Source organism: Myxococcales bacterium (genome assembly GCA_016706225.1).
Classification (GTDB): domain Bacteria; phylum Myxococcota_A; class Polyangia; order Polyangiales; family Polyangiaceae; genus JADJKB01.
The window spans coordinates 621,047-634,063 of the sequence record JADJKB010000022.1 but is presented as its reverse complement, the minus strand read 5'-3'; the positions used below and the strand labels follow the sequence as shown (position 1 = coordinate 634,063).

The following is a 13,017-nucleotide window of genomic DNA, read 5'->3' as shown; positions in this document are numbered from 1 at the left end:
TCATCGTCAGCACCGGCTGTCCCGCCGGCATTGGTCCCGAGGTGTCGGTGGCAGCCGCGGCGAAGCTCGGCGCGCCGTGCGTGCTCGTGGGCGATTTTCGCTGCCTCGTCTTGGCTGCGGAGCGCATGCGGGTCGACCCGGCGCGTCTCGTGCCCTTCGCCCACGACGCGCGCAAGAACCAGGTGCGGGTGTTGCACGTCGGTCCGCCCCTCGCGGCGCGGGATCGGCGTCCGGGGCGACCAACATCAGCGAGCGGAGTCGCTGCGCTGGCGTACATCGACATCGCATTCGATCTGGTTCGCGCTGGCGTCGGGAGTGCCCTCGTCACTGGGCCCGTCAGCAAGCTGGCGATTGCGGGCTCAGGGGCGCCGGGTGCAAGCCGCTTTCGTGGCCACACGGAGCACCTGGCGGAGCGCGACGGGGCGAAAGCGGTCGTGATGTGTTTCGCTTCACCGAAGCTCACGACCAGCTTGGTCACGACACACCTGCCGCTCTCGCGGGTGCCGCGCGCGATCACACCTCGGGCAGTGAAAGCTGCCATCGTGGCGCTGGCCGAGCTCTTGTGGCGTCAGGGTCGACGACGCTCCACGCTGGCGGTGTGTTCGCTGAATCCCCACGCGGGAGAAGGCGAGCTGCTCGGAGCGGAAGAACGCACGGCGATCCTGCCCGGCATGCGCGCCGCCCAGCGCGCGCTCGGAACGCGGGTGGCCGTCGTGGGTCCAGTCGGTGCCGAGACGGCCTACCGTCGGGCGCTCGCACGCGAGTACGACGGGGTCGTGGCCATGTACCACGATCAGGCGACGATTCCCCTCAAGCTCGTTGCCTTCGGTGACGCCGTGAACGTGACCATGGGCCTGAGCGTCGTGCGCACGAGCGTGGATCACGGCACCGGCTACGACATTGCCTGGAAGGGAGTCGCCGATCCCGGTGGCATGCTCGCAGCGATGAAGCTGGCCGCCAAGCTCGTGGGTTAGCTGGCGGATCGCTGCATCGGTGCTCCGTTCGCGGAACTCAGCCAGCACGCGCGGGCTATCCATCCGCAGTCCGCTCGCCTAGGCTTCACGTCCGTGGGCACGCTGAAGACTTCGAGCGGGCTTGGGGCGCTCGCAGCTCGCTCTTTGGCTGAGCTTGCAGCCGACGTCTCACCCGAGGTTCGGCGTCGCACCGTGGTGTGTCTGGCAGCGCGTGCTCTGGCAGAGCAGCGTGGGCTCGAGCCAACGCTCCTTCGGAGGCTCAGGATCTTCGAGGCTGAGGTCGTGCCAGCCACGGGGCCCGGCCTCGATGCGCTGCGCCTCCACTTCGCGACGGCGGAGGTCGACGAGCTCGGGCAGCTGTACGAGCTCACGCTCGAGGTGCACGGTCGCAAGCGCAGCGGCAGTTACTACACACCGCAGACGCTCACGCGCGCGGTGACGACCGCTGCGTTCGCCGCGGCCGGGGGGCCGCGGGTCGGGCTTCGCATCTGTGACCCTGCGCTGGGCGGCGGGGCGTTCTTGCTGGAAGCCGCGCGTCAGCTCGCCGCGCCTGCGCCCGCCGACCGCGCGCTGCGGCGCTCGGTGCTCGAGCGCAGTCTGTATGGCGCGGACATCAGCCCGCTCGCAGTGGCGGTGGCGGAGGCTGTGCTGTGGCTCTGGTGCAATGACGGCACGCTCGACCCGCGGGTGCTCCGGCGACGCCTCGTGGTGCAGGACGCGCTCGAGCGCGGCTGGGAGCACGAGCTCGACGGCGACACGGCCGCGGGCTTCGATGTGGTGCTGGGCAATCCGCCGTGGGTTGCGTTCGCGGGGCGCGCGGCGCAACCGCTCGAGCGTCAGGAGCGTCGCCGATTGAGCGAGGCCTTCTCTGCATTCCGCGGTTACCCGACGTTGCACGGTCTGTTCGTGGAGCGTGCAACGGAGCTGGCGAAGACCGGCATCATCGCGTTGGTCGTTCCCAGCCCCCTCGCCGATCTCGAGGGTTACCGGCCGGTGCGTCGTGCACTCGGCGTTTCTCACGCACCGGTCGAGCCGCTGCTCGAGTTCGGACAGGATGCCTTCGAAGGGGTCACGCAGCCCTGTTTTGCGTTGATCGCGGCGCCCGGGAGCGGCGCCGAGGACGGGCGGCCCTTTCGCCTCGTCGAGCGGCAGCGCGCGGGCGCGCTCGCGGCCGAGATCGCGGTTCCGGAGGTGCTCTCGCGTATGTCGAGCCTGCCGAGTTTGCCGCGGGAGCTGTTCGGTGAGCTGGGGTTCCAGAGCGCGGGTGAGGTCGCGAGCTCGCTGTTCTTGTGGGCTGATGCTCCCGACGAGCGGCACACGGTGCCGCTGCTCGAAGGCAAACGAGTCTCCGAGTTTCACGTCGGCGCGCCACGCTTGTTCCTGTGGCCAGAGCCCAGCGTGCTCGCGCGCTCGCGTTGTCGACTGCGCCCGCCGGAGCACTTCGCGCGGGCGCGCTTCGTGGTGCGCCAAACCGCAAAGTTCCCCATCGCCGCGCTGCACACGGGCCTGCCATTTCGCAACACCCTCCTGGCGGGTTTTCAGCACGAGGACATCTCGCCGGCGTTCGCCGTCGCACTTCTCAACAGCTCGCTCTATCGCGCGCTGCACCTGGCTGCGCGCCGCGACGCACGCCAGGCGGTGTTCCCGCAGGTCAAAGTGGCGCACCTCCGGGCGTTGCCCGCACCGCCGCACCACCCGGAGAAGCGCCACGAGATCAGTCAGCTCACGCACCAGGCAACGAATTCGGGAACGAGCCAGGAGCTCCGGTCACGGCTCGACGAGCTGATCTTCGACCTGTTCTCGCTCCGAACGGAGGAGCGAGCCGCGGTGCTGTCGTTCCTCGCGGACCGAGCGCCGCGAAGTTGAGGGCGGGCGAAGCCGAAGACCCTGCGTCCGGGCCCGCCGCAAGCTCGAGCGCCTCAACCTCCTCGAGGTCGCGGAGGTCGGTTCGAATTCATTGCTTTGGTGGAGCCGTGGGGGATCGAACCCCAGACCTCCTGGATGCCATCCAGGCGCTCTCCCAGCTGAGCTACGACCCCGAAACGGGACGCGGGATATTGCATGGGATGCCGACAAAGGCGAGCGTTTTCTGCGTCGCGCGTGCTGCACGGGTGCGGCCCGGTTCGTGTGTTCCGGTCCCGGCTTCTCCAGTTTTCTACTCTTGCCCGCCGACCGGCGGGCTCAGCTGCCTCAACCGCCTTGCTTCGGTGGTTGTCCACCGGGCGCGGGCATGGGCATGGCGGGCGCTGCGGGCGCCGGTGGCGGTGCGGCCTTGGCCTTGGCCTCTTCGGCCGCGGCTCGGGCTGCGCTCTGCAACTCTTCCGAGGTCTTGCCGGGGGGCTGGGTTGCGACGAAGAAGATCGCAGCTGCCAGAAACAGCGTGCCTCCGAGCAGGGGCATCCAGCCGGGCGTGCGCGGTTCGTCCGCAGCGAGCTCGTCGGGTTCTTCCGTCAGATGCGAGACGACGACGCCCTCGGTCTCGTCGTGAGAGTGCTCGGTCATGTGCCGGTTCATAGCACACCTTTGGCTGTGGCACCGAGCGGGTGACTTTCGCCGTCGTCCGGGGCATAGACTCGACCGCGGGTGTCAGCTCTCACATTTGCCATCGTTTCCGGCGAGGTTCCGAGCGCAGAGGCCTTGGCTCGCTTCTGCGCGAAGCTCACCCAGGTCACGGGACTTGCCATCGAACCGCGGGTCTTTGGCACCTACCCCGAGATGGTCGAGGAGTCGCGCGCCCGGCACCTCGACTTGATCTGGGCCCCGCCGTTGGTGGCGATCGATCTCGAGGACAGCGGTGCCGCCACCAGCGCCGTCGTCGTCCATCGCTCGGCGCGGGCCGGCTACTACAGTGCCCTCTTCGCCAAGGCCGACAGTCCGATCCACAAACCCGAAGAGCTACGCCAGGCCAGAGTCGCATGGGTGTCGAAAGAGAGTGCTTCCGGCTACTTCGTCCCGCGCTGGCACCTGCGTTCGATGGGTGTGGCCCTGACGGAGGCCTTCGCCGAGGAGCTCTTGCTCGACACCCACGAGGCCGTGACCCGGGCGGTCCTGGAAGGTCGCGTCGACCTCGGCGCCACACACGTGGGCCTCGACCCGGTGACCGGCAAGCTGGGTTCGGCACCGTGGTTGTCCCTGGGCGGGCCTTCGGTCGCCAAGGTGCTGCTCTTGGTGGGGCCGATCCCCGGCGACGTGATTGCCGTGAGCCGCCGGGTTGACCCCGCCGTGCGCCGGCAGCTCGTAGCCGCGCTCGTGGCCATGCGTGAAGACGAGGCGAGCCGCGCGCTGTTCGAGGCGAGTCAGTTCGATCCAGTACCCGATGGTCACCTCGACCTCCTGCGTCGTTTGGCCCGGTTCAGCGAAACGAAAGCCTGAGTCGTCGGTGTCCGGAGCGCCGCTCGGTGTGTCGATTCGATGTTGCGCTTTGGGTAAAATCAGCAAAGATCCTCGTTCTTGACCCCCGCTCCTGCGGGCGCCTAGGCTGCCTTTCGCGCTTGGATTTCCGCGTCTCCGTCCTCGACGCTGCGCACCGCGATGGCCCAGCAACAACGATATAGAGTCCTCGAAAAGATCGCTTCGGGTGGCATGGCCGAAGTGTTCCGCGCGGAGAGCGCGGGTCTCGAGGGCTTCAAGAAGACGGTTGCGATCAAACGCGTCCTCCCGCACCTGTCGGAGAAGAAGCAGTTCATCGGAATGTTCCTCGACGAGGCGCGCCTGTCGGCGCACCTGTCGCACTCGAACTGCGTCCAGGTCTTCGACATTGGTGTCGGCGACAACACCTACTTCATCGTCATGGAGTACGTGGATGGCGCCGATCTCAAGGCCATCATCGATCAAGCGCGCCGCGGCGGGCGGCCGTTTCCCCTCGAGCTGGCCGCGCTGATCTGTCTGCGCATTTGCGAGGGCCTCTCGTACGCACATGAAGCCGTGGATGGTCGCGGGGTCAGCCTCGGCATCGTGCACCGCGACATGTCGCCGCCGAACGTGCTGATCACGCGCCACGGCGAGGTCAAGATTGTGGACTTTGGTCTGGCCAAGGCCAACAGCCAGCTCGAAAAGAGTGAGCCCGGGATCATCAAGGGCAAGTTCAGCTACCTCTCACCCGAGGCGGCGTTGGGTCAGCGCATCGACCACCGCACTGACATCTTCGCGGTCGGCATCATCTTGTGGGAGATGCTGGCCGGTCGGCGGCTGTTCCTGGGTGACAGCGATCTCGATACGGTCCGGCAGGTTCAGAGCGCTCGCATCCCGCCGATCCAGCAGTTTCATCCTCACGCGACGCCGGAGCTGGAGCGCGTGCTGGCCAAGGCTCTCGCTCGGGATCCGGCCCAGCGTTACAACACCGCGCGGGACCTAGGCCGCGACCTCAACAATCTGCTCTTTCACGCCGGCAATCCGGTGTCTTCCTTCGACATCGCGGAGCTGGTCGAACCCATCGTCCGCAGCCGCGAGGACGTCAAGCAGCGCGAGAGGGCGGACAAACGCTCCATCATCGGCTCGCTGATCGAAGAGGCGCTGTTCGAGTTCACCTCGTTGCAAGGTGGTGACAGTGGCGATCGCTCGAGCGCGGAGCTCGGTGCCGCGCCGCTCAATCTGGGTTCGTTCAACGAGGGACAAGACTGGGGCGAAGCGCTCGGCGCGGCGCCGCTGTCCGTCTCCGAGCCGGGGCCGTCGCCAGCGTCATTCGAGCTCGGCAACCTCGCCGCGCTCGAAGACGATACCCTCTCGGGTCGCCACCGCGGTCCGTCGACTCGCCCGCCCGCCCAGTCGGGTCGGCCGCCCGCGGTCGTCGCCAACTCGCCGCCGTCGGGTCCGCTGCCCAGCGTCGGGCCAATGTCGGTCGCACCGCCTCCGCCGAAGTCGGGTGGCAAGGGCGGATTGATCGCGTTCTTCCTGGTGCTCGTGCTGATTGGCGGAGTGCTCGGCGCTTATTTCGCCGGTGTGCTCCCGCCCAGCATCATGGGTCTGATCAAGCGCTGAGCGCGGAGCTGCCATCAGGCAGCGCGCCGACGCGACCGTGGCGCCTCTCGGCGCCACGGGATCTCATCACTCGTCGCTGCCCCCGTCGTTGTCGTTGCCGTCGCCGTCGCCGCCGTCATCGTCGTCGTCGTCGTCGTCGTCGTCGTCATCGTCGTCGGGCTCGTGAAGCTCTTCTTCGAGCTCCTCCTCGGGCGCGGCGTTGAAGGGTTCACTGCGCCCCTCTTCGCGGGCTTTCTCCCGGTCCTTCTCTCGCTGCGCGCGCTCCTGAGCGACTCGCTGCATCACCTGCGGCTTGGGGGAGACGACCGCTGCCATCGCCCGGCCTTCCATCATCGCGTGCTGCTCGAGGTTGCACAGATCCTCGACCTGCTTGAGCAAGTGCTCGAGCTGCCGCCTCGCGACCTCGGGATGGGTGATCTCACGACCGCGGAAGCGAACCGTGAACTTCACCTTGTTGCCCGCCTCCGCGAACTTGCGCGCGGCTCGCACCTTGACGGCCATGTCGTGATCGTCGGTCTTCGGGCGGAGTTTGATCTCCTTGACCTCTACGACGGTCTGCTTGCGCTTGGTCTCGCGCTGTTTCTTCTTCTCCTCGTACTTGTACTTGCCAAAATCGAGGATCTTGCAAACCGGCGGCGTGCCCTTGGGGTTGACCTCGACCAAGTCGAGGCCCGCCTCCTGCGCGCGCCGAATGGCGTCACCGGTGGCCAAGACACCCAGGTTCGAGCCGTCTTCTCCGACGACGCGCACCTCCGGTACTCGGATGCGGTGGTTGATGCGAATCTGAGGGGTCCGCGGATCACGGCTGAATCTTCGTCCGTTGGACATGTGCTGGGGGTCAATTCCTGTTCTCGCGGGCTAACCGCGCAAGGTCTACGAACTCTGAGTAAGTCGCGGGGGAGCCGCTTCGGCAAGCACACGCTCCGCGAATGCGGAGACGGACATGCTGCCGAGGTCGCCCTGTTCCCGCGAGCGGGGGGTGACGGTGCCAGCTTGGACTTCATCGTCGCCGAGCACCACCAGATAGGGATGGCGCATCATGCGCGCATTCCGGATTTTTGCGCCCAGCTTGTCGGCGCTCACGTCGACAATCACACGCAGGCCTCGGGCGGCGAGCTGCGCCTGAACCCCGAGGGCGTAGTCGGTCTGTCGCTCGCTCACCGTCAACAAGATGATCTGCTCGGGCGCGAGCCAGACCGGGAACTTTCCAGCGCAGTGCTCCAGGTAGACCCCGTAGAACCGCTCGAGTGACCCCAAGATGGCGCGATGGAGCATCACCGGTCGGTGCGCGGCGCCATCGCTGCCGATGTATTCGAGGCCGAAACGCTCGGGCATCGAATAGTCCACCTGGATGGTTCCGAGCTGCCAGCTCCGGCCAATGGCGTCGGTGACGTGGAACTCGAGCTTCGGACCGTAGAACGCACCTTCGCCGTCCAGCTTCTCGAAGGGCAGCTTGGCCTCGATCAAGACCTGCTCCAGGGCAGCCTCCGCCCGGTCCCACATGTCGTCGCTGCCCACACGTTTCTCCGGGCGCAGCGCCAGCTTGATCGAGACCTTGTCGAAGGCGAACGCGTTGTAGACCTCGAACAGCAGCCGATTGAAGCGGCTGATCTCGTCCACCATCTGCTCCGGGGTGCAGAAGATGTGCGCGTCGTCCTGGCAGAAGGTGCGAACCCGTGCGAGGCCGTGCACGACACCGCCGCGCTCGTAGCGGTGCAGCCGGCCGAAGTCCGCCACTCGCCAGGGTAGCTCGCGGTAGCTGCGCTTGCGCTGGCCGAAGATCAAGCAATGACTCGGGCAGTTCATCGGCTTCAGTCCGGTGCGGACCGCACCCTCGACCCAAGCCTGGAACCACTCGCGGTTGCCCTTGCCCTCGATCGCCGCGAGGGCCTCCGGGTTGCCCGACACGATGTCCAGGTAAGCGTCGCGCGTGACACTCATGAACATGTTGTCTTGGTAGTTGTCCCAGTGCCCGCTGGTCTCGAACAGTTTCTTGTCGAAGACCTGCGGAGTGATGACCTCGTCGTAGCCGTACTCGACGTAGAGCGCGCGCACGTACTCGATCAGGCGGTGGTAGACACTGGCGCCGCGCGGCAGGAAGAACGGCATTGCCGGCGCGTACTCGTGGAACATCGTCAGCTCTAGCTCTTTACCGAGCTTGCGATGATCGCGCGCCTTCGCCTCCTTGAGCTGCTCGAGGTAGGCGTCGAGGTCGGCCTGGGAAGGGAACGCCGTGCCGTAGATGCGCTGCAGCATCGGGTTGCGCTCGTCGCCGCGCCAGTATGCGCCCGCGACGGTCGTGAGTTTCACCGCACCGAGGTGACCGGTGTGTGGCACGTGCGGGCCGGCGCAGACGTCGACCCAGGTGCCCTCTTTTCGGCCCGGGCTGCCATGGCGGTACACGCTGATGCGCTCACCGCGAGCGGCGATCGCGTCGATGATCTCGCACTTGTACTGCTCACCCATCGACGAGAACATCGTGCGCACCTCTTCGTGCGAGAGCTCTTCGCGGAAGAAGGGCTTCTTGCCGGAGATGATCTTTCGCATCTCCTTCTCGATGCGATCGAGATCCTTGTCGGTGAACGCGCCGTCCGGTCGATCGAAGTCGTAATAGAATCCGTTGTCGATCGACGGGCCGATCGTCACCTGTGTGCCGGGAAACAGCCGCTGAACGGCGTCGGCCATCACGTGCGCCGCCGAGTGCCGGATCACCTGCAGGGCCTGAGCGCTCCCCACGCGAACTGGCTCGAGCGCCGCGCCCTCGCCGACCGGCGTATGGAGATCCATGAGCTCGCCGCCGACCAGCACGGCGACGATGTCGTCTGCGAGCTCCCCGCGGGCCTCCAAGAGCTCGCGCGGCGTGCGAAGCACGTCCGCCATTTCGCTCAAACGGTCCCGGTCATCATGAAGGAAGTCGTAGGCGCGGGCAGGATTGAACTGCCGACCCCTACCGTGTCAAGGTAGTGCTCTACCACTGAGCTACGCGCCTGGAGGATAAAACCCTGGGAAACCAGGGGGAACCCAACTACCTCCCGGTCCTGCCAGTGTCAAGGTGACGCGATGAGCCTCGCACCGGGTCCTGCACCGACGTTTAGGGCTGCCTCGACCGCCCCCTGGTGTGTGGGTCGTGTCCTTGCGGACCCCCGACAAACTGGGTATGAGCCGGCGGCTTCGGCGTTTGGAGGGCTCCCGCCACTCCGCCGGGGAGGTGCCTGCCGCGGCCGACTGCGGGGCGCCCGAGGACTCTCGCCGACCCCAACTGCCCCCCAGCTTCGCACCGCCGTTCAGGAGACATCAGGTTGACCTCTTTCTTCCAGGCCGTTCCACCCGCCCCCGGGCGCCCGGAGTCACCCGGCGCGCCGCCGGCACAGCCGGCCCAGCCGGCGCCCGCTGGTACGCAGCAGCCCCCGCCGGGCGGACCCGCGGAACCGGGTGGCCTCTCGATGTTGTTCCCGATTCTGCTGCTGGTGCCCCTGCTCTTCATCATGTTCTGGTCGTCGCGCTCGCAACAAAAGAAACAGGCGGCGGCGATTTCGGAATTGAAGAAGGGTGACCGCGTGCTTACCCAATCCGGACTCGTGGGAAAGCTCGTCGAGGTCGGAGATCGCTACGCCAAGCTCGAGGTTTCGCCCGGCGTGAAGATCGAGCTCTTGAAATCCGGTCTCCTCGGCAAAGACACCGGCGACGTGCAGCCCGCTAAGAAAGACTGAAGTAGTGCTCGCGCAAATCAACCCTTTGGTCTTCGTCTACGGCGCGTTTACGCTGCTGTGTCTGGTGCTTGGCTTCATCAAGCGCCTTCACCGGGTCTCGCTGTGGTTCGCCGCGCTGCTTGCGGCTTCCGGTGGCGGCGCGGCATACTTCAACGCCTTCTGGCCGATGATCATGTTCGGCGTCGGCGCGGTGTGGAGCGCCTTCATCGCCGTCGAGCTCATCGACACCGCCTGGCGCGTGCGCGCTGGGCTCGTTTTCAGCCTGTTTGCCACGGGTTTTTTCGTGCTGTGGCCGTCCCTCGAGAAGCTGAGCGGAGGCAAATTCCCCTGCCCCCAGTACGTCGAGGAGCACAACAAGTTCCGGCTGGTTGCGGGCCTGGATCTCCGCGGTGGGCTCCGCCTCGTCTACACCGTGGACGTCGACGAGGCCATCAAGGACAAGCGCGATCGTTACTACGAGCAGATGCGCTCCGAGCTGTCGCGGATCTACGGCCTCCACACCGGGGACGAGCTGCCCAGCGAAGAGACGCTGGTCAAGCTCCGCGAGAAGGTCGTGGTCGAGGCGCCGCGTCGCCCCGCCAACGAGATCCGGTTCGAGGTCAAGGACGACCCGGCCAAGATCGACGAACGCTTCCTGGAAAAGTTCCGCGGTGACCTCACGTTCACCCAGAGTCCCGATCAGCGCAAATGGGTGTTCCGTGTTCGCGAGGTCGCCGAGAGCGGCATTCGCGATCGCGCCGTGGCCCAGGCCAAGGACATCATCCTCAGGCGTGTCGACGACCTCGGTCTGCGTGAAGCAAGTGTCTCGACCCGCAACGAGGACATCATCGTCGAGGTGCCGGGTGAGGACGAGGCGAGCTTCGCCAACATCCGGGACATCATCAGCCAAACGGCGCGGCTCGAGTTCAAGCTGCTCGACGACGAGACGGACTACCTGGCGGAGGTCGCCAAGACGGCCACCAAGGAAAACCTGCCTGAAGGCCTGGAGTTCGCCCGGGAAACCGCGCCCATCGGCCTCGACGAGAACGGTGATCAGAAGAGCAAACAGATCACCTACGCGTACCTGAAGAAGAAGCCCGAAGAGAAGAACAAGGAGGCGCTCTCGCGCTTCAAGGAGTGGGGCGCCACCCTCACTCCACCGCCGGACCGCGAGCTGGGTTTCGAGGTCGTCTACGAGACGAACCCCGACACGCTCAAGCAGACCGAGTCTGGCTGGCGGACCTACCTGTTGAAGTCCCGCGCGGAGCTCACCGGTGCTCAGGTCTCGGAGGCGCAAGCCCAGCCGGACCAACAGGGTGGCAAGACGATGGGCGGCTGGCACGTGGCGCTCACCTTCACCGAGTCCGGCGGACGCGGGTTCGAGAAGATCACCGGCGCCAACGTGAAGAAGCGCTTTGCCATCATGCTCGATGGGCGCGTCGAGAGCACTCCGGTCATTTTGAACCGCATCGCGGGCGGCCATGCCCAGATCACCATGGGCGCTCAGGACCCGGACATTCAGCTGCGCGATGCGCGAAAGCTGGAGCTGGTGCTGCGATCCGGCGCCTTGCCCGCACCCATCTCGCCTTCGAACGAACAACGCATCGGTCCCTCGCTCGGGCGTGACGCCATCAACCTGGCCGTGCGCGGCTCCGGACTCGGTAGCGGCATCGTGCTGATCTTGATGCTGTTCTACTACAAGCGGGGCGGGCTCATCGCGGACGCCGCGGTGGTGATCAACGTCTTCCTGCAGCTGTCGACCCTGGCCATGTTCGGCGCGTCGATGACCTTGCCTGGCATCGCCGGCATCGCGCTCACGATCGGTATGGGTGTCGACGGCAACGTGCTGATCAACGAACGCATACGAGAAGAGCAGAGGGCCGGGAAGACCGCCCGGGCCGCCATCGACATTGGCTTCAATCGAGCGCTGTCGGCCATCATCGACGGTCACGTGACGACCTTGATCTCCGGTATCGTGCTGGCGCAGTACGGCTCCGGGCCAATCAAGGGGTTCGCCATCACGCTGATCGTCGGCGTCGTCATCAACATCTTCACAGCGGTCGTGGTGAACCGCATGTTCTTCGAGCTCTGGGCGCGCGGCTTCGGTCGCAAGACTCACCTCGACATCGGGTAACCCCATGAACCTAATTCCGCTCGGTCGCGTTTACGATTTCATGGGGCAGCGGCGCACCTTCATGGTGATTTCGCTGGCCGCTTTCCTTGCGGCTCTCGTCGGCATCTTCGCCCCTGGTCTCGGCCTCAAGCTCGGTACCGACTTCAAGGGTGGCACCGAGATCGAAGTGGCGTTCTCCGGCGAGGTCTCTTCGGGTGAGATCAGCGACGCGGTCGTCGCCGCGGGTTTCTCACATCCGGACGTGATCCGCGTCGCGGATACCGGCAACCCGAACCACTTCATCATTCGCGTCCAGGAGGTCTCGACCATCTCCGCCGAGAAGCAGACTGAGGTCGAGCGGGCCCTGTGTGCCGGTGAAGGCCAGCCAGCGGACGTGTGCACTCCGAACCGCACTGCGACCGAGGTGAAGTTCAGCCCGGGTGGCGACAAGATCACCGTGCGCTTCCGCGATCGCCCCGACATGGCGTTCATCAAGGAGCGCGTGGAAGCTGTGGGTGGCCTTGCCCTACGGCCGGGTGCCAACAACCCGTCGCTCCAGAGCGAACGGGACAACAAGGTCGAGATTCAGCTCATGAGCAAGGGCGACCAGCTCATGGGTGGGCTCCGCGACAAGCTCGGCCTGGACAAGGTCCCGGGCGAGCCGCTGCGGTCGGAGTGGGTCGGGCCGAAAGCCGGCGCGCAGCTCCGAGACGCCGCGCTCAAGGCCATCGCCATCTCGATCGTCTTCATCATGGCCTACATCGCGTTCCGTTTCGACCTGCGCTTCGCGCCGGGCGCGGTGTTCGCGATGCTGCACGACGCTGTGACGGTGCTCGGGTTCTTGGTCCTCGCGCGCCGCGAGGTGAACCTGACGACGGTCGCCGCCGTCCTGACCATCGTTGGTTATTCGGTGAACGACACGGTGATTGTCTACGATCGTGTGCGGGAGAATTTGACGCGTCTCAGAGGGCGGACCTTCAATAGCCTGATCAATCACAGCATCTCCGAGATGCTGAACCGCACACTTTTGGCCAGCGCGACGACCGTGACCAGCTTGGCCGGGTTGTTCTTTTTTGGCACCGGCACGCTCAAGGACTTCGCCCTCACCCTGATCGTGGGTGTGACGCTGGGCACCTATTCGTCGATCTACGTGGCGTTGCCGCTCACCGACTGGTTCGATCACACCCTTTTCGCGAAGGTCGGCAAGAAGAAGAAGATCGGCGAGGGCCGCAAGGCCGTGCCGGCAGTCTGAGTCGTGTTTCGC

General features: G+C 66.0%; 10 protein-coding genes and 2 tRNA genes. 7 read left to right on the top strand and 5 right to left on the bottom strand.

Annotated elements, in window-relative coordinates; all coding sequences use genetic code 11:
- Positions 1 to 2: 2 nt before the first annotated feature.
- Positions 3 to 974: a 4-hydroxythreonine-4-phosphate dehydrogenase PdxA gene (pdxA, locus tag IPI67_33830; GenBank protein ID MBK7585156.1), complete on the top strand. Its 972-nt coding sequence runs from the start codon at positions 3 to 5 to the stop codon at positions 972 to 974.
- A 93-nt stretch (positions 975 to 1,067) separates the two neighbouring features.
- Positions 1,068 to 2,840 (top strand): N-6 DNA methylase, encoded by a 1,773-nt coding sequence (locus tag IPI67_33825; GenBank protein ID MBK7585155.1) that lies wholly within the window; start codon positions 1,068 to 1,070, stop codon positions 2,838 to 2,840.
- A gap of 97 nt (positions 2,841 to 2,937) precedes the next feature.
- On the opposite strand, the gene IPI67_33820 is transcribed toward IPI67_33825, so the two are convergent.
- Both IPI67_33820 and IPI67_33815 read right to left on the bottom strand, forming a co-directional pair.
- A tRNA-Ala gene (locus IPI67_33820) sits at positions 2,938 to 3,013 on the bottom strand.
- A 151-nt stretch (positions 3,014 to 3,164) separates the two neighbouring features.
- Positions 3,165 to 3,476, bottom strand: coding sequence for a hypothetical protein (locus IPI67_33815; protein MBK7585154.1), 312 nt, complete (start codon positions 3,474 to 3,476; stop codon positions 3,165 to 3,167).
- 81 nt (positions 3,477 to 3,557) lie between these two features.
- Between IPI67_33815 and IPI67_33810 the strand changes: the two genes are divergently transcribed.
- Together IPI67_33810 and IPI67_33805 are read left to right on the top strand one after the other, a co-directional pair.
- Positions 3,558 to 4,346: a phosphate/phosphite/phosphonate ABC transporter substrate-binding protein gene (locus IPI67_33810; GenBank protein ID MBK7585153.1), complete on the top strand. Its 789-nt coding sequence runs from the start codon at positions 3,558 to 3,560 to the stop codon at positions 4,344 to 4,346.
- A gap of 210 nt (positions 4,347 to 4,556) precedes the next feature.
- A complete protein-coding gene (locus IPI67_33805) occupies positions 4,557 to 5,951 on the top strand; it encodes a serine/threonine protein kinase (GenBank protein ID MBK7585152.1) in 1,395 nt (464 codons plus the stop codon).
- 66 nt (positions 5,952 to 6,017) lie between these two features.
- Here the strand turns inward: IPI67_33805 and IPI67_33800 are convergent, their stop codons facing one another.
- The 3 genes from IPI67_33800 to IPI67_33790 all read right to left on the bottom strand — a co-directional run bounded on the left by IPI67_33800 (position 6,018) and on the right by IPI67_33790 (position 8,940).
- Complete coding sequence (locus IPI67_33800; GenBank protein MBK7585151.1) at positions 6,018 to 6,779, bottom strand: translation initiation factor IF-3; 762 nt, start codon at positions 6,777 to 6,779, stop codon at positions 6,018 to 6,020.
- A 45-nt stretch (positions 6,780 to 6,824) separates the two neighbouring features.
- Positions 6,825 to 8,831: a threonine--tRNA ligase gene (thrS, locus tag IPI67_33795; protein MBK7585150.1), complete on the bottom strand. Its 2,007-nt coding sequence runs from the start codon at positions 8,829 to 8,831 to the stop codon at positions 6,825 to 6,827.
- A 37-nt stretch (positions 8,832 to 8,868) separates the two neighbouring features.
- Positions 8,869 to 8,940 (bottom strand) — tRNA-Val (locus tag IPI67_33790).
- 454 nt (positions 8,941 to 9,394) lie between these two features.
- On the opposite strand from IPI67_33790, the gene yajC reads away from it, so the two are divergent.
- The 3 genes from yajC to secF are packed head-to-tail and all read left to right on the top strand — an operon-like array spanning position 9,395 to position 13,005.
- On the top strand, positions 9,395 to 9,661 hold the full coding sequence (yajC, locus tag IPI67_33785; protein ID MBK7585149.1) for a preprotein translocase subunit YajC: 267 nt from the start codon (positions 9,395 to 9,397) through the stop codon (positions 9,659 to 9,661).
- 4 nt (positions 9,662 to 9,665) lie between these two features.
- Positions 9,666 to 11,774: a protein translocase subunit SecD gene (gene secD, locus IPI67_33780; GenBank protein MBK7585148.1), complete on the top strand. Its 2,109-nt coding sequence runs from the start codon at positions 9,666 to 9,668 to the stop codon at positions 11,772 to 11,774.
- 4 nt (positions 11,775 to 11,778) lie between these two features.
- Complete coding sequence (gene secF / locus IPI67_33775) at positions 11,779 to 13,005, top strand: protein translocase subunit SecF (GenBank protein ID MBK7585147.1); 1,227 nt, start codon at positions 11,779 to 11,781, stop codon at positions 13,003 to 13,005.
- Positions 13,006 to 13,017: the final 12 nt, after the last annotated feature.

Bases quoted from the DNA above. Each gene is read 5' to 3' on its own strand.
- IPI67_33815 (MBK7585154.1), bottom strand. From the start codon at position 3,476: ATGACCGAGCACTCTCACGACGAGACCGAGGGCGTCGTCGTCTCGCAT.
- IPI67_33805 (MBK7585152.1), top strand. From the start codon at position 4,557: ATGGCCGAAGTGTTCCGCGCGGAGAGCGCGGGTCTCGAGGGCTTCAAG.
- thrS (MBK7585150.1), bottom strand. From the start codon at position 8,831: ATGGCGGACGTGCTTCGCACGCCGCGCGAGCTCTTGGAGGCCCGCGGG.
- yajC (MBK7585149.1), top strand. From the start codon at position 9,395: ATGTTGTTCCCGATTCTGCTGCTGGTGCCCCTGCTCTTCATCATGTTC.
- IPI67_33800 (MBK7585151.1), bottom strand. From the start codon at position 6,779: ATGTCCAACGGACGAAGATTCAGCCGTGATCCGCGGACCCCTCAGATT.
- secF (MBK7585147.1), top strand. From the start codon at position 11,779: ATGAACCTAATTCCGCTCGGTCGCGTTTACGATTTCATGGGGCAGCGG.